Below are 20072 nucleotides of genomic sequence, written 5' to 3' on the forward strand. Positions count from 1 at the left end.
AGTCAGAGGACGAGCCGGGGCCAGCGCGCCAGGTCGGTGAGCAACTGCCGGTCGTGGGTGGCCACGACGACCGCGGCCGGGGTTTCCGACAGTGCGGTGGCGAGCTCGTCGACCAGGGACACCGACAGGTGATTGGTGGGTTCGTCGCAGAGGAGCACCGTAGGCCGGAAGGCGAGCTGCATGGCGAGATGGAGTCTGCGCTGCTGTCCCTGCGAGAGGCTCCCGACGGGGACTCCGCAGGAACGGCTCTCCAGCAGGCCCGTTGACGTCAGGGGGAGCGGATCGACTCCGAGGTGCAGGTCGAGGCTCCGGATGTGGCGGTCGTAGTGCTCGTGCGCGGTCAGTTCCAGCTCCCACGCCGGAACTTCTTGGCCGATCAGAGCGACGCGGGCGCCGGCGTGGTGGTGGACGCTGCCGGTTGTCGGCGCCAGTTCTCCGGCGAGCACGGCGAGCAGCGTCGACTTTCCCGCACCGTTGCGGCCCGTGACCAGGAGACGGTCACCCGCATCCAGGGCGACTCCGACGGGGGAGTCGACTCGACCCGCGACGGTGATCCCGTCGCAGCGGAGCAGTGGGCTCCCCGGGCGGACGGCCAGGTCGGGAAACCGTAGTCGCAGAGGTGGTTCGGGCACGGTGACCGTGTGGGCCTCGAGGTCGGATCGGCGGCGTTCGAGCGCCTGCACCAGTCCGGGTGCTCGGGACTGGCGCTGGTGCTTGCCGTGCCCCTTGTCGGGCCGCCAGCCGGTGCGGAGTCGGTCGCGGGCAGTCACGACGGCCTCCTGCAGACGTGCCCGCTCGGCGAGTTGCTGCTCGTGCTCGTGTTCCCAGCGGTCGCGCGCACGTCGCCGGCCGTCCTGCCACGCGGCGTAGCCGCCGGCGAAGAGCTGCGGCCGGTCGTCCTGACTCGGGTCCAGGTCCAGGAACTGCTCGGCGACCTCGTGCAGGAGCGCGCGATCGTGGCTGACGATCACCAGCCCACCGGAGTGGGATCGGAGGCGGTCGGTGAGGAAGTCCAATCCGCCCCGGTCCAGGTGATTCGTCGGCTCGTCCAGCAGCAGGATGTCCTGCGCGGCCCCGAGGAGACACGCAAGACGAACGCGATAGCGTTGCCCGACGGACAGTGCCGCCAATGGACGCGTCCGGTCGGTGCATGCGTGTAGCGCGGCCAGTGCGATGTCGATGCGGCGCTCCGCATCCCAGGCGTCGAGCCGGGTCGCAGCATCCAAGGCCGACGCGTAGGCGTCGTCCGATCCCGGCTCGCCGTCGGCGAGCCGGGCGGTCGTGGCGTCCAGTTCCCGCAGCGCCTGCAGGGCGGGCTCGATGGTTTCGGCGATGAGTGTGCCGACGGTCTCGCCCGTGCGAAAAGGTATGGCCTGCTGAGCGATACCGATCGCACCGATACGGCTGACGGTGCCGGCGTGCGGCTGCAGAATCCCCGCGAGCACGTGGAGGAGTGTGGTCTTGCCGCGCCCGTTCTCGCCGACGACGGCGAGCCGTGAGCGGTTCGACACCGTGACTGAGACGTCCGTCAGAACCGGTCGGGATCCGAGCGTGACGTGGACTGAGCGTGCTCGGATGTGGGCCTGCGCGCCCGCGGGAAGGTGATTGGTTGGCGAGGATGTCCCGTGTGCAGTATTGGTGGACAGGACGTTTCGATCCGTGTGGGAAGAAGACATCGATTCTCCGCAGCTCGAGATGGAGCCGGGACAGCGCGAGATTGCCGCCCGGCGTGAATTCCCGGGACGGCGGCTTCGGAGATGGTTGGAAACTCGGTCGCCGCCGTCAGCGGAGCGACCACGGCTTCATGAACCCAGTGCTGGCAAACATGTGCAGGAGAGTAGCCGAAACGCCGAACCGTCTCCACCGATTATCGGAGTCGCGATGCGGACCGGGCGTGATCGTGGCTGCTACATCGCACACCCGGTCCTAGGACGGTATCGAGTGGATGCCGGTGCCGTATTCGTGCTGTAGCCCGTTGTGCGCGATGAAGTCCTCGGCGTGTGGCAGCACCGGATGTGAGCCGATCTTGTCGACCGCCATCCGCCCGATGGTCCGGTTGAGTTTGCTCGAGGCCTTCGTGACGGCGGCCCAGTCCCAGGCAGCGGGATCGCCCAGGTCCGGATACGTTGCAGCCCAGGCAGTAGCACGCTTCGCGGTGTTGTGGTTGGTGCGACTCCAGCGCAACTCGTCGCCCCAGGGTCCGCCGTAGTCGAGCTGGATCAACCCCCAGCCTTCGCACGTGTACCGGAAGGTTGCCCCTCCATCCGCACCGGGATGAAGGTCGATCCGACGCGCTGAGGGTTCCGGCCCCGACCCTGCAACGAACAGCATCAGCGATCGGCCCTGTCGGCTGTCGGGCACGTGGTCGGCAGTCGAGAATTCCCGCAGTTCGGAGCCCGGTTCGGAATCGGCCTCGAAGACGCGGAACAGTTCCAGATCGAAAACTGTTCGGACGACCGCGGACCAGTCATCGGCGACGGCGTAGAAGCCAAGGTTCGGCACCCGCTCATTATGCGCGTCCACTCCGACTGGCCGGCTCGACGTCGTCGCGAGTCGGGACTTCGGATCCGGCAGTCCGGCGTTTGTCCCACCAGTCGAGCACGCGCGTGCCGATCAGGGTCCGGTTCGACGCCGTCGAGTGCCGCTGCCTCGCGGAAGTAGTCGGCGGCGTGGAGGATGCTGTACCGCCATCGGGACGGGTACGCGAATCGGTCGACCCAGGGCGCGACCGGCTTGCCGATCGACAGCCTGCGGAACAGCCCGCGCTCGAGTAGATACTCCTCGCCCTGACGCCGGGCGGCACGAGAGTTCGCGTCGCCGCCCCCCGGTCGCGATGTCATGAGCCAGAAGTCCTTTGAGACTGTTCAGTGTGGAGTGGAACGATGAGCGCGTCGCGTCGTCGAGGCCCCACTCCCGCAGGGAGTTGAGCGTCCACGTCGTCGCCGTCCACGGCTGCGCTCCGTCGACCGGGTCCTCGAGGTCGAAGTGGGCGGGCACGAACGAGCCGCCGGCCCACTGTCCGTCCTCGCCCTGCAGGGCGAGTAACCGCGCACCGAAGTCCTCCGCCGCCACCCGCGCCCGGGTCGCCTCCCACTTCTCGGGTGCGGCGCCGACGACGTCCCGCTCGACCTGCCACCGCCACGCGGGATCTGCGTCCAGCAGCCAGGCCGTCACCTGTCCGACGGTCTCGTTCATCAGCGTTCGAAGATGGTGCCGCCGCGCTGGTCCAGGTAGCTGGGCTCGTCGAGGCTGTCGCGGATCGGTGCCGGCCGCGGGGCGTCGGTGTCGTGGACCTGCGATCGGACCCACCGGTTCAGACCGGCGACCTGCGGGTCCTCGGTGACCTCGGCGAGTGCCCGTCGGAGGCGTGGTTGCAGGTCGGCGATCGCGGATGTGTAGGTGCTGCGGATCAGTTCGGCGAGGCGATCGGCGCCGACGTGCACGGTCTGCTGGTCGAGTTCGATTGCAGTGAGCCGATTTCCGGCGTCGACCTCGATGGTCACGCCGTCCCGGTGGGCACGGCCGCGCAGTTGCTCGACCACGTCCTGGGTGCGGCGCACCTTGGCGCCGAACTCCTCGAATCCCTTGTCGATCATCGGGTCACGGATTGGTTATGTCGGTGGGCATCGATCCCCCGTCGCGGGTCCCGCCGGGGAAACACGGTGATGTTGCGGCGATCGTCAGAATGCCCTGACCGTTGTCGGTCACCGCGAACCTGTAGCCGTCCGGGGCGAGGGCGCGAACCAGGCGCCCGGGTCTGTCGCCGGCGTTCACGAGCGGGCTCCATCCCTGGTGCTGCCACGCGTCGGCGAAGACGTCCAGATACCGCCCGGTCTCGGACTCCGGTACTCCGATCACCCAGTAGGTGACGCCGAACGTCAGATCTGCGTCGGGGCCGGAGGCCGCATCGTCGCACGGGACACTGCCGCCGCCCGAGAGCCTCGCGTGCGCGGCGAAGGGGTTCTGCAGAGAGAAGGAGATCTGTGCGGGCAGGGCCGCCAGCGTCCCGGAGAGATGGTTCTCGATGGCGGCCCGCGCATCGGCCTCGGTGAGCGGTGGACTCATGCTGTCTGCCTCCTGGGTGGTCGGGGTGACGATGGCGGCCCCGGGCTTGCTCGAGCACGCCGTGAGGCCGGTCGTCAGGACCGCTGCCGCCACGACGACGGCGGCGATGCCGGTGCACAGTCTCACGCGACCTCGTCTCCCTTCCCTGCGATGACCTGCCCCATTTTGGACAACGCGGGGTTGTCGCTGTCCCAATACGTGCTGTGCAGGTCCAGGTCGGCCCCCGCCATCCACCACGGGCCCTTCGAATCCTCGTCCGCCGTGAACACGCGGGCACCGAAATCGTCGTCGATCGGTTGCGTCAGATGCACCTGGACGGGCGTGAACCGGATCGGATCGTGGGCGTTGGTCGTCGCGAACACACGGTCGCCGGTCGCACCCGGATCGACCCCGGTGAGCGACAGATCGTTTGCCTCGAAGACGCCGATACCCGGGCTCGCGACCAGCAGGATCCGATCGGCGTCGAGGGTGTGGCCGTCGCTGGCCGCGTGCCCGATCACCGTCGTGCCGTAGCTGTGTCCGATCACGGTGTTGGATGAGGCGGCGGCACCCTCGTGTGTGGCGCGCAGCCCGTCCTGGAATCGGTCCAGCGGCTCCGCCGCGGCATCCGCATACCGCTCGAGGGGAGACTGGGTGAACGCGTTCTGGGGTGCGTCGTAGCCGTACCAGCTGATCACCGAATGCTGTTTCGTGTAGTCCGCGGCGACTGCGGCGTCGTACATCGCGAGCGAGCGATTCACACCGTTCGGCAGATCGCCCAGGTTGGCGCCGGTCCCCGGGACGAAGGTCGCCACGTTGTCGGCGGTGTCCGGGTTGTTGATCGCGACGGCGGCACGGCCGTGGTCGTCGATGAGCGTGAGGTAACGCGGAGGCTCGGTCTCGGCGTCCACCTGGCCGACGACGGTCTCGAGATCCGACAGTGTCGAGCGGGCGTCGTCGACGGCCCGATCCCGGTCGTCCGGATCGGGATACAGTGCGTCGGGAGCGTTCAGTATCCGGTCGAGTTCTCGTTGCGCGGCTGTCTGCATCTCGCCGAGGTTCTGGCGGTTGTAATGGTCGCGATCGATGTGGGGGATGCCGTCCCGGTTGCCGATGAATCGGTCGTGATCGTAGAGCGCGTCCTTTTCCGCCGGCGTGAGATGTTGCCAAAGGTCTTGCAGCTGACGTGGATCCGTCGGCAGTGAGGACTCGCCCGAGTTGATGTCGCTGACGACGCCGCCGATCGGACCGCCGTCCGGTGATCGACGCAGCTGGGACAGCTGGGCGACCGCATCGCCGATTGCGGCCGTGGCCTCGGCGTCGAGCGTGTCCACCTGGGTCAGGAGTTCGCGGATGCGGGAGCCGAACCACCCGGCCGCGTCGTCGAGCGCGCGCTGTGCGATGCCGACCGCTACGGCGTCCGGTCCGTACAGCGTCGGGGCGGTGACGGACCCGTCGTCGGCCACGGCCATCCCGGCCGCCGGCGCCTCCCGGTCGACGACCGTGAGGAGACTCGTCTTCGTGTCCTCGAGCCGGAGCCCGAAGTCGGCGAACGGGCCCGCCAGATCCGCGACGGCCGTCTCGACGTGGGTGCCGACCATCCGCTCGGACACGGCACGCAGCGCTGCCGCGGTGGCCGCGTCGCCCTGCCACCGGGACTCGACCTCGTGGACCGAACGGTCGACGGCCGTCAGCGCGTCGACGAAGGTCATGTTGGTCCGCCCGAGCGCGTCCGCGAACGCGACCATGGATTCCGGTCGGGCCGACCGGACCTGGCTGATCAGCATCAACGGCCCGCCTCGTAGCGGGAGAGTTGCTCACGGAAGGCGTGCTCGGCGGCCTCGTAACCGGTCGCGTTCGCGTCGGCGGTCTCGGCCATGGAACGGATGCTCTCGCCGAGCCCGCGATAGGCATCGAGAACAGCGGCCTCCGCATCGCGTGCGGCGGCCTCGATCCGGAAACCCGGCATCTCGGTGGTTGTGGGCACACCGATGGCACCGATGTCGGCGGAGATGTCGCGCAGGGACTTCGCCAGTCCCCGCAGCGCATCGACGTCGACCTGTAAAGGCTCGCTCATAATCCCCCCGGTTACGAATCAAGCGACACATTAACACCGCCGAATCCGGTGCCGAGGGCAGCGAGCGCACCCCGGCTAGATCTGCGGCCCCTCCGATCTGAGGTCGTCGACCTTGCGCATCGCCTCCCGCAGTTCGGCGAGCCACTCCTCCGCGTGCTGCCCCGCGAGCTTGACGGTCCACGCAAGTGCATCGGCCCGCGACCGCGCGACACCCGCGTCGACGAGCGTGTCGAGTACTTTCCGCTCGGGCTGACGCAGTCTCGTCATCACCGGAACGGCCAAATGCGTGAACAGGATTCGCTGATCACCGATCGTGACTGCCCACGCGACCTTGCGCCCGTACCGGGCCTCGGCCTCGTCCGCGATCTGCATGCGTGCGGGCCGGGTCGACTCCCGGAACCGGGCGACGCGGCCCTCCTCGGCGGCTGCGGAGTTCTCGGTCTCCTCGGCGGCCAGTTCGCCGGTCACGACGATCTCCTCGCGGTCCACCTCGACGGTCGCGGGCCCGACGAACCAGTCGTCCGGGAGCCGTCCGGCGAACCAGTCGACGGCGTCCGAGGCGTCCGGGGCGTCGGCCTGCTGCCAGCCACCGGGTCTTCCGAATCTGCGGCCACCGGGTCCGAATCCGCCGTGGCCGTGTGCTCTCCTCATGATCGTCCTCCTCGGGTCGATCGTTCTGCTGCACTGATTACATGATTACTCCGTTCGCGGAGGTGTGCCACCGTCCACGAGGTCGGTTTCTGGGGCATCATCGGGGCATGTCCGTATTGCCCTCGCGCCCCCGAACGTCACTGACCGCGCTGGTGGCGGTGTCCGCCCTCGTGTTGACGGGATGCGGAGGCAGCGACGCGCCGTCTCCGGAGCGGCAGTTCGCCGACGCGCTCGCGAGCGGCAACGTGCAGGAGGCCGCGGACCTCACCAGCGATCCCGCCGCCGCGTCCGCCGCGATCACCGCGATGTTCGACGGGCTCGGCGCGCAGGGACACTCCTTCACCGTCTCGACGGGCGGCGACGCGTTCACGCTCGACGCCGACTGGGATTTCGGCGACGGACGGGACTGGACCTACTCCACCAGCGGAACGCTCGTGAATGTGAATGGGCAACAGAAACTCTCGTGGTCTCCCGCGCTGCTCGTCCCGGACCTGGGGGCCGATTCGGCCGTCCACTTCACCCCGACCACCGGCAAGCCGCCGGAGATTCGGGCCACCGACGGCCGGCCGATCATGACCGAGCAGGTGGTCACCCTCGTGAATCTGCAGCCGACGGCCGACCCGACGGCGGTGGCGCCGTTGCTCACACCGATCGTGCCGACGATCAGCGCGGAATCGCTGCGCGGCGACCTCGCGAAGGCCGACGGTGAGTCGACCACCGTAATCACGTTGCGGGAATCCGACATTGCCCCCATCCGGGAGCGACTGTCCGCGATCCCGGGCGTGGACCTGGTCCAGCAGACGCGCCTGCTCACCGTCGACCGGGCGCTCGCGTCGCCGGTGTTCGCCGATCTCGCGAACGTGTGGCAGGAGGGCCAGGACGCCTCGGCCGGGTGGGCGGTGCAGATGGTCGGCCCCGACGGGTCGGCGCGTCGGCTTGCGGGCCAGGATGCGACACCGGCACCGACGATCGACACGACACTGGACCTGGCGTTGCAGACCGCGGCCGAGGACGCGCTCGCGGGCGTGCCGCAACCGGCCGCGATCGTGGCACTGCGGCCCTCCACCGGGGCGGTGCTCGCGGTCGCCCAGAACGGCGCGGCCGACGCGCAGGGAGCGATCGCACTCACCGGGCTGTACCCGCCCGGCTCCACGTTCAAGACCGTGACGACGTCGGCCGCGCTGCAGGCCGGGACGGTCACGCCCGACACCGTGTTGCCCTGCCCGGGCACCGAGAATGTCGAGGGCCGGCAGATTCCCAACGACGACAACTTCGATCTGGGGTCGGTCCCACTGCATTCGGCGTTCGCGCACTCGTGCAACACGACGATGGCGCGGTTGGCCGTCTCGCTGCCACCGGATGCGCTGCAGCAGGCCGCACTGCAGTTCGGTCTGGGAGTGGACTACGCGACGCCCGGGCTCACCACCGTCACCGGGACGGTGCCCTCCGCCGACACCCCGGCCGAGCGCGTCGAGTCGGCGATCGGCCAGGGGAGGGTGACGGCGTCACCGTTCGGGATGGCGCTGGTCGCTGCGTCGATCGCCCACGGTTCCACGCCGGCGCCGATGCTCATCGCCGGGCAGCCCGGTACCGCCGACCGCACCGTCGCGCCGGTACCCACGACCGTCGACGACGACCTCCGGGCGATGATGAGGGAGACGGTCACGGACGGGACCGCGAAGGTTCTGGCCGATCTCCCGAACCTCGAGGGCAAGACCGGCACGGCGGAGTACGGTGATGGCACAGGCTCACACGGATGGTTCGTGGGCATCGACAACGACCTCGCTTTCGCGGTTTTCGTTGCGGGAGCGGAGAGTTCGGGGCCCGCGCTGGATGCCGCCGGTCGTTTCCTGCGGTAGGTCCACCGGGTCGGGTAGGTCACGAGTCGGACTCGCGTGGTCACGGAGAGATATAGGCACCGAGCGCCAGTGGCGCAATCGTGACTTCTTCGTAGGCGATCCGTGCTTGTTACGCATGTGACAAACGGGAGGATTGTTGCCATGGGTTTCCGAGCCTCGCCCCGCCTACGGCGTAGCTGTGCGATCGCCCTGCCGCTCGGCCTCGTTGCCGTCCTGGCCGTCGCGCTCGTGTCCTGTGTGGGACAGAAGTCCGACGCGAGCGCGCAGTCGGTGGTCACCGGTTTCGTCCAGGCATTGAACGACCGGGACGCCTCTGCCGCAGCGTCGTTGACGTCCTATCCGAACGCGGCCGAGGAATCCATCCAGCAGATGTTCGACGGACTCGACGCGAAGGAATCCCAGTGGACCCTCGCGCAGTTCATGGAACTCAACGGCGATTCCGGCTTCTTCACCATCGATTCCGCCTGGAACTTCGGTGAGGGCAAGGACTGGAGTTACTACGTCGACGGCGGAGTCCGGAAGCTCTCCGTGGGCTGGCGGGTCTCGTGGGATCCGACCCTGCTCGCGCCGGCGCTCGGGCACGGGCGAACGCTCCGGTACGACCGCACCGATGCCGCGCCGCCGCGCGTGCTCGACGGCGCAGGTAACCCCTTGATGGCGGAACAGGCAATCAACGCGATCACGCTCGATCCGTCCTCGATGCCCGACCCCGTCGCGACGACGGATCGGTTGGCGAAGGCGCTCGAGCCGGTTGCCCCGCTCGTGACCGCAGACGTGATGCGCAAGGACCTCGCAGCGAAGCCTGGGGAGAAGGTGGTCGCGGTGCTGTTACGCGACCAGGACTTCCAGTATCTCGAACGTGACCTGCAAGGTATCCCGGGCGTCATCGTCGACAAGCAGCCCAAGCTGATCACCACCGACCGCCGGATCGTGACACCGCTCCTCGACCCGCTGCGGACGGTGTGGCAGGCGAACCGCGACGCCACCGCCGGTTGGGCGGTCAATGTCGTCGAGCCGGACGGGGCGATGCAGCAGCAAGTGGGCTACCAGGGTCCTCCCGGGCCCGACATCAAGGCCACCCTCGACTCCCAGCTGCAGCTGGCGGCGGAGAACGCCGTCGTCAGCGCCGGAACGCCCTCCGTGATCGTCGCGATCCGGCCGTCCACCGGTGCGGTCGTCGTTGCCGCACAGAACAATCAGGCGATCGAGCAGGGGCCGATCGCCTTCTCGAGCCTGTACCCGGCCGGCAACTCGGTGGATCTGGTCCGCCAGGCCGCCGCGCTGCAGGCAGGGGTCGCCCCCAAGGACGTGAGTGAGGACGACCTCGAGCGCGCCGGGCGGCAGCTCGGCATCGGCCTGAACTACGAGATGCCCGGCCTCGACCCGGAGACCGCGGTGCTCACCGCGTCGCAGTCGGGCGTCGACCAGGTGATGAAGTCGAGGAACGGGTCGGAGCCCCAGGTCAGTCCCTTCGGCCTCGCGATGATGGCAGCGTCGGTTGCCCGCGGTAGCGCCCCGATGCCGATGATCGTCGAGGGCCAGCAGGCCACCGCGAAGAACGCCGAGGATGCGCTGCCCGCGCATGTCGGCGACCAGTTGCGGAACGCGATGCGTGACAACGTCCAGACCGGGCCGGCGTCGTTCCTCGAGCAGTACCCCGACCTGATCGGGATGGCATCCGGCAACGACAGCGATCGGTGGTTCTTCGGCTCCCGCGGCGACCTGGCCTTCGCGGTGTTCGTCGCCGACGCCGACGGCGGCGATCGGGCGCTGAAGATGACCGACCTGCTCATGAGGGAAATGGCCAAGCCCATCGAGAAGTGAATGAAACGGGCCGATGGGGATGGTCGCTCTGCTCTCTATACTCGCCCCATGCCCTCCCCACGCCGCTCCGAGACGCCGCCGCTCGCGGACAGGCTCGGATACGTGTTCGTGAAGTCGGCACTGAAAGTGCGGCAGTTCTACGTCGCCAAGCTGTCCGAGGTGGGCCTGCTGCCCAATCAGCACGCGATTCTCAGCATCCTGAACGAATTGGGTCCGTGCCACCAGAAGGAACTTGCTGCGCGGGTGGTTCTGGACCCCGGGGACATCGTCGCGTACCTGGACGGCCTGCAGAAGTCGCAGGACATTGTCCGGGAGCGCGATCCCGAGGATCGTCGTCGGCAGATCGTCTCGATCACGGACAGGGGGCGTGCGACATTGGTCGACGCCGATCGGGCACTCGACGAGGTCGAGGAGACGGTGTTCGGCGGACTGTCCCCGAGCCACCGTGCTCGTCTCGGTGATGCGGTCGAACGGATCTCGCGCCTGGAGGAGCCTTCCGGCTGCCGCGACTGAGCCTTCCCGGGCTCACGGAGTCGCGGCGTTCGCGCCGGCCGGTTCGTCGACGGGGCGGACGATGCCTGGGACGCGGGAACGGCTCGACGCCGGCCGCCGATGTCCCCAGTAACTCGGTCGGTCGTACGTGCGGGCAGTCCAACTCAGGTCGTCGACGACGAGGCCGCCGTGGCCGTACTCGATCTGCAGGCTCGACGGTGAACTGATGTAGATCGACGTCATGAGGTCGTTCGTGTGCCGGCCGAGTGTCTGCACCAACTCCGTACCCGTCTCGTCGAGCAGGTCGATCGCGGCGCCGAGATCGTCGAAGTTCTCGACCTCGAGCATGAGGTGGTTGAACCCGACATACCCCGGTAGTTCCGCGAGCGCGAGCGAGTGGTGGCGGCCGTTGACGTGGTAGAAGCGCACCGTGTATCGATCGGTGGCGATGCGGTCCGACAGGCGGAAGCCGAGGACATCGACGTAGAACCGGTTGGCCTCGTCGAGATCCGGTACCTGGAACACGACGTGTCCCAGGCCCTGATCGCCGGTGACGAAGCCCCCACGCATGGTGCGTCCCGGGGTGAACGACAGCGGGGTCGCAAGCTTGCCCCATGACAGCTCGTGCCGGATCCCCCACGGATCCTCGAACCACGACAGCTCGGCGACCTGTCGCTCGGCCAGCAGGGCAGCGTCAGCGGTGTGCACGTGGACACCGCGGGTCTCGAGGTTCTCGACGAAGGCTCGCAGGTCGGTCTCGTTCGCCATTCCCCAACCGGCGTAGAGGAATTCGTCCTGCTCGCCGTGGTGGACCGCGATGCGGTAGTTGACGTCGTCCACTGCAAGCCGGACCGCGCCGTCGGGTCCGTCGTCGGCGAGCATCGCGCCGAGCTGTCGGGTGCCGTAAGCGCGCCAGTCCTCCGATCTCGGTGACGCGATTCCGATGTACGACAGTTCCTGGATCATCGGCCGATCTCCTTCGGGGTGTCGGAAGTGGGTTGACCCGAAGTTACACACGCTACCCAATAATTGGCAAGGCCAATGAATATTTGAGGTTTCGACGCAGGCGGAGTCGCGCACCGCATGCCGTCGTGAATACGGTGGGGGCATGACATCGGACGTGGCAGCGGGATCGTGGCGGCACTACGGGGACGCGGCGCTGCCCGGCCCGCTCGCGGCGGCACTGGAGCTGTTCGCCGAGCGCGGCTATGAGGGATCGTCGATTCGTGAGATCGCCGCCCGGGCCGGACTGTCGGTGCCCGGGCTGTACCACCACTACCCGTCCAAGCAGTCGATGCTCGTGGCGCTGACGCAGGTGATCATGGCGGACCTGCTCGACCGCAGCCGCCTGGCGCTCGCCCAGGCGGGACCGTTGCCGCGTGAGCAGTTCGACGCCGTCGTCGAATCGCTGTTGCGCTTCCACATGTTCCGGCGGGCGCAGGCGTTCGTCGCCTCCACCGAGATGCGCAGCATGGAGCCGGTGGGTCGCGCGGAGTACATCGCGATGCGCGACGAGCAGCAGCGCATGCTCGACGCCATCGTCCTGGCCGGGGTGCAGGCCGGCGACTTCCACACGCCCTACCCCGGCGATGCGAGCCGCGCCGTCGCGACGCTCTGTGTCGCCGTCGCCAGCTGGTACCGGCCCGACGGTTCACTCAGCCCTGACGAGGTGGTGGAGCGGTACCTCGTGATCGCGCGGGGCGCGGTCGGCGCGGTGTGACCGTCGCGGCCGGCGTTCCTCAGTCGCCGGAGTTCCTGCGCCAGTGTGAGAATCGTTCCTTGATGTCGGCCGCGACCTCGCCGACGCCGTGCCCGACGGCGCCGACGGCCTCGCCGAGCCCGCTGCCGACGTCGCGCAGGACGCGGATCAGCGGGTCGTCGGACTGGTCGAAGTTCTGCTTGTAGGTCTTGGCGGCATTGCGGAACTCGTCGCCGATCCGGGCATCGTCGTCCGTCGATCGGTGCGGGTACTCGCCGCGCAGAACCTGCGCGTACTCGCCGTCGTCCACCCACCGCTTCAGTTCGGCCGCCCGGAGCACCGAGAACGGGTGGGACAGCAGTTCGATGTTCAGCAGCTTGAGGACACCGTCGCGCAGGTCGCCGCTCGCGTCGTACTCGGCGGCCTGCGCGAGGAAGGCGTCGGGGTCGATCTCGCTGACCCGCGAACCGCCGGCCAGCTTCATCTGGACCCGCAACGCGGTGTGCACGTCCTGGCTGCACAGCAGGCCGGCCCGATCCCCCGACAGCTCCGACTTGCGCTGCCACTCCATCAGCCCGGCGATGATCGCTCGCAGGGCCCAACCGCCGACCGGCACCCAGCCGATGGTGCCGGCCAGCCGCATCAGGTGCAGCAGGATGGTGCGGTACACCGCGTGCCCGGACAGTGCGTGACCCAGCTCGTGGCCGATGACGAAGCGCTGTTCCTCGTAGTTCATGACGTCGAGCAGCCCGGTGGTCACCACGATGAACGGCTTGTCCATGCCGATCGTGAACGAGTTGACCGCGGGGGACTGGAAGACGAACAGTTCGGGGGTCTCGTCCGCCCCGAGGATCTGCACGCAGTCGCGCAACAGATCGTCGAGGTCGGGGAACTGGCGCTGGTCGACGCGTATCGAGGTCGCGAGGTACATCAGGCGGTGCTGACGCTCGCGCAGCAGCCCCGACACGGTCCGCAGGATCGTGTCGAACCCTTTCAGCGTGCGGAGCGTGACGAGCGCCGCGCGGTCTGCCGGGTGCTCCCAGGCGCGCGAGCTGATGCCGGGAAACTCGATTCGTGTGCGATCCGGGCTGGTGGTCACATCGTCCTCCCCTAGTCGATGGTTGCCACCACAGTAGCGACTGGCCGGTTTGTCTGGTTCGCGGCACGACGTTCGGCGCGGGGCTTGACGGGAAGTTGCCGCTGTGCGACGGTACTCCAGACCGACCGAGCGATCGCTCGGTAGGAAGTGGTAGCCGCTAGTCGGAGGTGTGGCGTGGCTGTTGATCTGTCGTACTCGCCCGAGGTGGACGCGCTCGTCGAGCGCACCACCGATTTCGTGCGGGACGTGGTCCTGCCGATCGAGGACGCCCACGGCGGCGACGTCGCCGCGGCGGGAGGCGACACGCTGCGGGTCGAACTCCAGGCCGAGGCGAAGGGGCGAGGGCTGCTCGCCCCGCACGCGCCCGTCGAGTACGGCGGCCTGGGGCTGGACATGAGCGATCGCGCACCGGTGTTCGAGGCGGCCGGGTACTCGCTGTTCGGGCCGACGGCCCTGAACATCGGGGCTCCGGACGAGGGCAACGTGCACCTGCTCGCCCACGTCGCCGACGCCGCGCAGAAGGAACAGTACCTGGGGCCGCTCGCCCGCGGTGAGGTGCGCTCGGCGTTCGCGATGACCGAACCCGCTCCCGGTGCGGGCTCCGACCCCGCCGCGTTGACGACGCGCGCGGAGAAGGCCCCGGGCGGTTGGAAGATCAACGGCCACAAGTGGTTCATCACCGGCGCGGACGGCGCCGGCTTCTTCATCATCATGGCCCGTACCTCCGGGACGCCGGGTGACCGCGGCGGCGCGACGATGTTCCTCGCGCCCGCCTCCGCGCCGGGCATCCGAGTGGGGCGGCACATCGACACGCTCGACCGCGCGATGATCGGTGGCCACTGCGAGGTGTTCTTCGAGGACCTGTTCGTGCCCGACGAGGCTGTCCTGGGCGCCGTCGACGAGGGCTTCGCCTACGCGCAGGTCCGACTCGGGCCCGCCCGCATGACGCACGTGATGCGGTGGCTGGGGGCGGCGCGCCGCGGGCACGACGTCGCGGTCGGGTACGTGGCGACGCGGGAGGGCTTCGGATCGCGGCTCGGCGATCTCGGGATGATCCAGAAGATGGTCGCCGACAACGAGATCGACATCGCCGCCACGCGGTCCCTGCTGGTCCGCGCGTGCTGGGAACTCGACCGCGGGGAGACCGCGTCGGACTCGACCTCGATCGCGAAGGCCTTCGGGTCCGAGGCGATCTTCCGGATCGTGGACCGCTCGATCCAGATGTGCGGCGGCATGGGAGTGTCCGGAGACCTGCCGCTGGCCCGCCTGTCCCGCGAGGTGCGACCGTTCCGGGTCTACGACGGTCCGTCCGAGGTGCACCGCTGGGCACTGGCCAAGCGCGTCGTGGGCAAGGCGAAGCGCACCGCCCGCGGAGAGGGTCGAGCGTGACCGCCGCGCGACTCGACGGGCTGGACCTGGATGCGCTGCAACGGTTCTTCGTCGATTCCGGGGTGCCCACCGCCGGTGAGCTTGCCGCCGAACTGATCTCCGGCGGCAAGTCGAACCTCACCTACCGTGTGTTCGACGACGCGTCGCAGTGGGTGCTGCGACGTCCACCGACTGCGGGCCTGACGCCGTCGGCGCACGACGTCGCGCGGGAGTACCGCGTGTGCGCCGCGCTGCAGGACTCGCCGGTGCCGGTGGCACCCACCGTCGTGCTGTGCGAGGACGAGTCGGTGATGGGCGCACCCTTCGCGGTCACCGGTTTCGTGGACGGCCGGGTGATCCGGACCGTCGACGACCTCGACGCCCTGACCGACGCCGAGATCGCCTCGTGCACCGACGAACTGGTGCGGGTGCTGGCGGCGCTGCACGAGGTGGACCATCGGGCGGTGGGGCTCGAGAATTTCGGTCGACCCGACGGGTACCTCACCCGTCAGGTAGCACTGTGGGCGCGGCAGTGGGAGCGGGTCAAGACGCGCGAACTGCCGGACCTGGAGCGGTTGCACGGTCTGCTCGCGGACGGGATCCCCGCCACGTCGCAGACCGCGATCGTGCACGGCGACTACCGGATCGACAACACCCTCGTCGCCACCGACGACCCCGGACGGGTGGTGGCGGTCGTGGACTGGGAGATGTCGACCCTCGGCGACCCGCTCTCCGACCTGGCCCAGATGTGCGTCTACCGGCATCCCGCGCTGGACGTCATCCTCGGCGAGCCCGCCGCGTGGACGAGCGCGAGACTGCCGTCCATCGACGACATCGCACAGAAGTACGCCACCGCGAGCGGCCGGGCCGTCGACCACTGGTCGTTCTATCTGGGGCTCGCGAACTTCAAGCTCGCGGTGATCGCCGAGGGCATCACGCACCGTCACCGCGAGGGTGCCACCACAGGAGAAGGATTCGCACAGGCGCACGAGGCCGTACCGCCACTGGTCGCGGCCGGGCTCGCGGCCCTGGGAGAGGGACATCGATGACGAACAGCGCACTGATCACCGGAGCGTCCCGCGGCATCGGGTTGGGCATCGCGCACCGTCTCGCGGGACAGGGCTACGCGCTCACCGTCACCGCGCGTGACCGGTCGCGCCTCGACGCGGTCGCCGCGGACCTGCGGGCCGCGGGGGCGCCCGACGTCGTGGCCGTCGCCGCGGACATGGCCGATCCCGATGCGGCCGCGTCGATCGCCGCGGCCCACGAGGACCGGTTCGGAACGATGCGCGCACTCGTTCTCAACGCCGGCGTGGGTACCGCGGGGCCCGTCGCCGACTTTCCGATGCGGCGGTTCGACAAGACCGTCGCCGTCAACTTCGCGGCCCCGTTCGCGCTGATGCAACGGTCGGTGCCGTTGCTGCGCAAGAGTGCTGCCGACAATCCGGGCCGTGGTGCGAAAGTCGTTGCGGTCTCGTCCATCACGGGCGTGTACGCGGAAGCGAACCTCGCCGTGTACGGCGCGACCAAGGCCGCGCTGATCTCGCTCGTCGAGACCCTCAACCTGGAGGAGTCCGGCAACGGGATCGCCGGGACCGCGATCGCCCCGGCCTACGTCGACACCGACATGTCGGAGTGGACCAAGGACCGCATCCCCGCCGAGACGATGCTGACGGTGAACGACGTCGTCGAACTGGTCGACGCGGTACTGCGACTGTCGGACCGGGCGGTGCTGTCGAAGATGGTCCTCAGCCGGGCGGGTACGTCGGGGTACGAGGCGTGAGTATCTGTACCGATCCCGGGGGCCGGTCGTGCAGTTGATCCTCGTCCGGCACGCGCTCCCCGAGCACGTCGTCGCCGGCGAGGGGCGCGCCGACCCCGGCCTGACCGCACACGGCCGCCGCCAGGCGCGCCGCCTCCCGGACGCGCTCGCGGACTGCAAGGTCGCCCGCATCGTCGTCAGTCCGCAGCGGCGCGCCATCGACACGGCGGCACCGCTCGCGGCGGAGTGGGCATCGACGCCCGTGATCGACCAGCGCCTGGCCGAGTACGACTTCGATCAGGACCACTACATCCCCATCCACGAGGCCCGCGAGCACATGCCGGAGGCCTACGAGCGCATTCGAAGCGGTCTGCTGCCCGAGTTCGTCGACGAGGGCGCCTTCCGCCGTCGCGTGCTGGGGGCGACCGACGCCGTCGTCGCGCAGTCCGGCCACGAGGACACCGTCGTGATCGTCGCGCACGGCGGTGTCGTCAACATCGTCCTGCAGCAGATTCTCGGACTGGCGTTGCCGCTGACCTTTCCGCTCGACTACGTGTCGGTCAGCCGCGTACTCGTCTCCCGCAACGGTTCCCGTCGGGTCGCCTCGGTGAACGAGACGGCGCACGTTCGCGATCTCCTCGTCCGCTGACACGATTCCGAAGCACGTCCGCCGGGTGTATGGTCGAGCGCAGGTGACCCCGCGCCCGACGGCTTCGACCGTCGGATCCTCCCAGTGCGCGGGGAGCGATGATGACAACCGACGCACGTCGGACCCTGTGGATGCTCGTCGATCTCGAACCCGGCTACGACCGACTCCGTGTCGGCGACGCGATCGAGGGTTCGGCGATCTGGTTCGACGCGGGCACCGAGATCCAAGACAGCCCGCTGCCCAGCGAGATCCTCTCCACCGACGTGGCAGTCGTCGTCGGGGACAGTGACGACCGACATTGTGTCCTCGACCTGGGGGCACTGGGATCGGCGTTGGCGGATGCCCGGGGCGGGGCGGGATCAGCGGCGCTGCTGTCCGGGACCCTGCTGTTCGACCGTTACGCCTGGGCGACGACCCGGCTGAACTCGCGGGTTCGAGGCCGCATCATCCGCATCGGAGTCCTGGTCCGGTCCTACCGGCCGCCTACGCGGCCCGGCTGGTACGACGGAGCCAGTCTGCGGTACGGACCGCTGAGATTCCGGTCCGTGTCGCAGTGGGAACGGGTGCAGACATTCGACCCAGGTCGAGATGAGAGCGTCGAATGGTACTGCGTGGAAATCGAACCCACAGAACCCGCTGAGGCCGGACGGCCGCGGTCAGTGCACGCCGCGCATCAGCTTTCGGATCCAGGGCGACAGGATCGCCAGGAGGACTCCGGTGCCGATGGACGCCAGTCCCACCGTGGCGAAGTACGGGATCTCGTTGCTCTCGTCGTAGTAGCCCGACAGTGTGCCGGCGAGACTCGAACCGAGGGCCACCGACAGGAAGAACAGAGCCACCATCTGAGTGTGGAACACCGCCGGGGCCAGCTTGGTGGACAGGGACAGTCCGACGGGGGACAGCAGCAGTTCGGCGAAGGTGAACAGCAGCAGGATGCCGGCGAGGCCGAGTAGCGGTGCGCTGTTGGGGCCTCCGCCGGACATCGGGATGAAGCACAGGAACGCGACGCCCATGATGCCGGTGCCGAGCGCGAACTTGATCGGCGACGACGGCTGCCTGGAGCCGAGTTTGGTCCACGCCGCGGCGAACACCCCGGCAAAGACGATGATGAACACCGGGTTGATCGACTGCACCCAGGTGGGCGGGAACTCCCAACCGAACAGGTTGCGGTCCAGTCTCTTGTCGGCGTAGATCGCCACCGTTGTGAACTGCTGCTGGAACAGCGACCAGAACGCTGCGCTGGCGATGAACATCGGGATGAACGCGAGCACCCGGCTGCGTTCGGTGCCGGTGATCCGACTGCTCGTGAGGATCACGGCGAAGTAGGCGACGGCCGCGACGATCGTGAGTGCGACGACGATCTCCGACAGGTTGCCGGTCTTGATCACGCCCGTCACCGACAGGATCGCGACGACGACGACGGCCACGATGCTCAGCACCATCACCCGCGGGCGGTCGGCCGCGGGCAGGGGATTGGGTGCGCTGGCGCCGATCCCGTGCAGGTGCTTGCGCCCCAACGTGTACTGGATCAGGCCGAGCGCCATGCCCACCGCGGCGAGCGCGAAGCCGACATGGAACCCCCAGTTCTTCTGCGCCCAGCCGGTCAGCAGCGGGCCGACCAGCCCACCCAGGTTGATGCCCATGTAGAAGATCGAGAACCCCGCATCCCGGCGCTCGTCGTCCGGGGCGTACAGATCGCCGACGAGAGAAGTGGCGTTCGCTTTGAGCCCGCCGCTGCCGAACGCGATCAGTACGAGCCCGACACCGACCCCGGCGAGTCCCGGGATGAGCGCCAGGCTGATGTGGCCCGACATGATCAGGCACGCGCTGTAGAAGAGCGTCCGCTCCGACCCCAGTAGTCGGTCCGCGATCCACGCGCCGACGATCGTCGACAGATAGACGGTGCCGCCGTAGGCGCCGACGATGCTCGTCGCGGCGCCTTCGTCGAGGCCCAGCCCGCCCTGGTCCGCCGCGTAGTACAGGTAGTACAGCAGGATGCCCTGCATGCCGTAGAAGGAGAAGCGTTCCCACATCTCCACGCCGAAAAGGTTGGCCAACGCGAACGGTTGTCCGAAGAACCCGTGATCGGATTCGGTTCTTCCGGAATGCGGTTCGACCTTCGAACTCATCGGGGCCTCTGATTCATCCGTGCGTCACGCAGCCTCGGAGTCAGCCTGGCTGCGACGTCGCCTGACTGTTTGGTAGATCGCTCGCCAGCCGATGAGGAACAGCGCCAGGAACGACGCGGCGACGAGGATGAACGAGAACGCGGTGCCCTGATCGCTGACCACGCGCAGCAGCATGCCGAGCACCAGCGTCGACACCCACACGATGACGCCGGTGGGGAACGCCAGAGTCGCGTCGAACTTGTCGCGGTAGAGCAGGAACGTGATCAGCCATCCGGCGGCCAGACCGGCCAGGAACGGCCACGCCGTGGTGAGCAACCCGCTGAGAACGGCTTCCTCGTGACTGCTGCGGCCCGCCGCGGCGAACCCGAGGACCAGCACGATGTCGACTACGGCGGCGGAGACCAACTTCTTCACGACGA

20 protein-coding genes are annotated in these 20072 nt (G+C 68.6%); 8 read left to right on the forward strand and 12 right to left on the reverse strand.

Annotated elements, in window-relative coordinates; all coding sequences use genetic code 11:
* Positions 1-2: 2 nt before the first annotated feature.
* The 8 genes from AC1RIF_RS18850 to abmR form a co-directional block, all read right to left on the reverse strand.
* Positions 3-1676 carry an ABC-F family ATP-binding cassette domain-containing protein gene (locus AC1RIF_RS18850; RefSeq protein ID WP_492602893.1) on the reverse strand — a complete coding sequence of 558 codons (1674 nt, stop codon included), beginning with the start codon at positions 1674-1676 and terminating at the stop codon, positions 3-5.
* Between the two features lie 250 nt (positions 1677-1926).
* Complete coding sequence (locus AC1RIF_RS18855; RefSeq protein ID WP_492602894.1) at positions 1927-2502, reverse strand: hypothetical protein; 576 nt, start codon at positions 2500-2502, stop codon at positions 1927-1929.
* 111 nt (positions 2503-2613) lie between these two features.
* Positions 2614-3195, reverse strand: coding sequence for a hypothetical protein (locus AC1RIF_RS18860; protein ID WP_492602895.1), 582 nt, complete (start codon positions 3193-3195; stop codon positions 2614-2616).
* A complete protein-coding gene (locus AC1RIF_RS18865; protein WP_492602896.1) occupies positions 3195-3596 on the reverse strand; it encodes a YbaB/EbfC family nucleoid-associated protein in 402 nt (133 codons plus the stop codon). The genes AC1RIF_RS18860 and AC1RIF_RS18865 overlap by 1 nt, the downstream gene beginning before the upstream one ends.
* Before the next feature lie 4 nt (positions 3597-3600).
* Positions 3601-4191: a hypothetical protein gene (locus AC1RIF_RS18870; protein WP_492602897.1), complete on the reverse strand. Its 591-nt coding sequence runs from the start codon at positions 4189-4191 to the stop codon at positions 3601-3603.
* Positions 4188-5831 carry an alpha/beta hydrolase gene (locus tag AC1RIF_RS18875; protein ID WP_492602898.1) on the reverse strand — a complete coding sequence of 548 codons (1644 nt, stop codon included), beginning with the start codon at positions 5829-5831 and terminating at the stop codon, positions 4188-4190. Before AC1RIF_RS18875 ends, AC1RIF_RS18870 begins: the two co-directional genes overlap by 4 nt.
* A complete protein-coding gene (locus tag AC1RIF_RS18880) occupies positions 5831-6121 on the reverse strand; it encodes a hypothetical protein (RefSeq protein ID WP_492602899.1) in 291 nt (96 codons plus the stop codon). Before AC1RIF_RS18880 ends, AC1RIF_RS18875 begins: the two co-directional genes overlap by 1 nt.
* Positions 6122-6196: 75 nt before the next feature.
* Positions 6197-6772 (reverse strand): ATP-binding transcription factor AbmR, encoded by a 576-nt coding sequence (gene abmR, locus AC1RIF_RS18885; RefSeq protein WP_492602900.1) that lies wholly within the window; start codon positions 6770-6772, stop codon positions 6197-6199.
* A 107-nt stretch (positions 6773-6879) separates the two neighbouring features.
* On the opposite strand from abmR, the gene AC1RIF_RS18890 reads away from it, so the two are divergent.
* The 3 genes from AC1RIF_RS18890 to AC1RIF_RS18900 all read left to right on the forward strand — a co-directional run bounded on the left by AC1RIF_RS18890 (position 6880) and on the right by AC1RIF_RS18900 (position 10968).
* Positions 6880-8631, forward strand: coding sequence for a penicillin-binding transpeptidase domain-containing protein (locus AC1RIF_RS18890; protein ID WP_492602901.1), 1752 nt, complete (start codon positions 6880-6882; stop codon positions 8629-8631).
* A 141-nt stretch (positions 8632-8772) separates the two neighbouring features.
* Positions 8773-10455, forward strand: a complete 1683-nt coding sequence (locus tag AC1RIF_RS18895; protein WP_492602902.1) for an NTF2-like N-terminal transpeptidase domain-containing protein — start codon at positions 8773-8775, stop codon at positions 10453-10455.
* A 48-nt stretch (positions 10456-10503) separates the two neighbouring features.
* A complete protein-coding gene (locus AC1RIF_RS18900; protein ID WP_492602903.1) occupies positions 10504-10968 on the forward strand; it encodes a MarR family winged helix-turn-helix transcriptional regulator in 465 nt (154 codons plus the stop codon).
* Between the two features lie 12 nt (positions 10969-10980).
* On the opposite strand, the gene AC1RIF_RS18905 is transcribed toward AC1RIF_RS18900, so the two are convergent.
* The gene (locus tag AC1RIF_RS18905) at positions 10981-11913 is read right to left on the reverse strand and encodes a VOC family protein (protein WP_492602904.1); all 933 of its coding nucleotides are present in this window, start codon (positions 11911-11913) and stop codon (positions 10981-10983) included.
* A gap of 142 nt (positions 11914-12055) precedes the next feature.
* On the opposite strand from AC1RIF_RS18905, the gene AC1RIF_RS18910 reads away from it, so the two are divergent.
* A complete protein-coding gene (locus AC1RIF_RS18910; protein ID WP_492602905.1) occupies positions 12056-12667 on the forward strand; it encodes a TetR/AcrR family transcriptional regulator in 612 nt (203 codons plus the stop codon).
* 19 nt (positions 12668-12686) lie between these two features.
* Here AC1RIF_RS18910 and AC1RIF_RS18915 read toward each other — a convergent pair whose 3' ends face one another.
* On the reverse strand, positions 12687-13745 hold the full coding sequence (locus tag AC1RIF_RS18915) for a M48 family metallopeptidase (protein ID WP_492602906.1): 1059 nt from the start codon (positions 13743-13745) through the stop codon (positions 12687-12689).
* 174 nt (positions 13746-13919) lie between these two features.
* Here AC1RIF_RS18915 and AC1RIF_RS18920 point away from each other — a divergent pair, with 174 nt between their 5' ends.
* Genes AC1RIF_RS18920 through AC1RIF_RS18935 form a run of 4 tightly spaced genes read left to right on the forward strand, consistent with a single transcriptional unit; the run spans position 13920 to position 17524 of the window.
* Positions 13920-15134, forward strand: coding sequence for an acyl-CoA dehydrogenase family protein (locus AC1RIF_RS18920; RefSeq protein WP_492602907.1), 1215 nt, complete (start codon positions 13920-13922; stop codon positions 15132-15134).
* Entirely contained in the window at positions 15131-16162 is a 1032-nt protein-coding gene (locus tag AC1RIF_RS18925; RefSeq protein ID WP_492602908.1) for a phosphotransferase family protein, read from the forward strand. The genes AC1RIF_RS18920 and AC1RIF_RS18925 overlap by 4 nt, the downstream gene beginning before the upstream one ends.
* Positions 16159-16896 (forward strand): SDR family NAD(P)-dependent oxidoreductase, encoded by a 738-nt coding sequence (locus AC1RIF_RS18930; protein WP_492602909.1) that lies wholly within the window; start codon positions 16159-16161, stop codon positions 16894-16896. The genes AC1RIF_RS18925 and AC1RIF_RS18930 overlap by 4 nt, the downstream gene beginning before the upstream one ends.
* 28 nt (positions 16897-16924) lie before the next feature.
* On the forward strand, positions 16925-17524 hold the full coding sequence (locus AC1RIF_RS18935; RefSeq protein ID WP_492602910.1) for a histidine phosphatase family protein: 600 nt from the start codon (positions 16925-16927) through the stop codon (positions 17522-17524).
* A gap of 656 nt (positions 17525-18180) precedes the next feature.
* Here AC1RIF_RS18935 and AC1RIF_RS18940 read toward each other — a convergent pair.
* Together AC1RIF_RS18940 and AC1RIF_RS18945 are read right to left on the reverse strand one after the other, a co-directional pair.
* Complete coding sequence (locus AC1RIF_RS18940; protein WP_492602911.1) at positions 18181-19653, reverse strand: peptide MFS transporter; 1473 nt, start codon at positions 19651-19653, stop codon at positions 18181-18183.
* Between the two features lie 24 nt (positions 19654-19677).
* Positions 19678-20067 (reverse strand): DUF3054 domain-containing protein, encoded by a 390-nt coding sequence (locus tag AC1RIF_RS18945; protein WP_492602912.1) that lies wholly within the window; start codon positions 20065-20067, stop codon positions 19678-19680.
* Between the last annotated feature and the right edge of the window lie 5 nt (positions 20068-20072).

Source organism: Prescottella sp. GW823-FHT02E09, assembly GCF_058797375.1.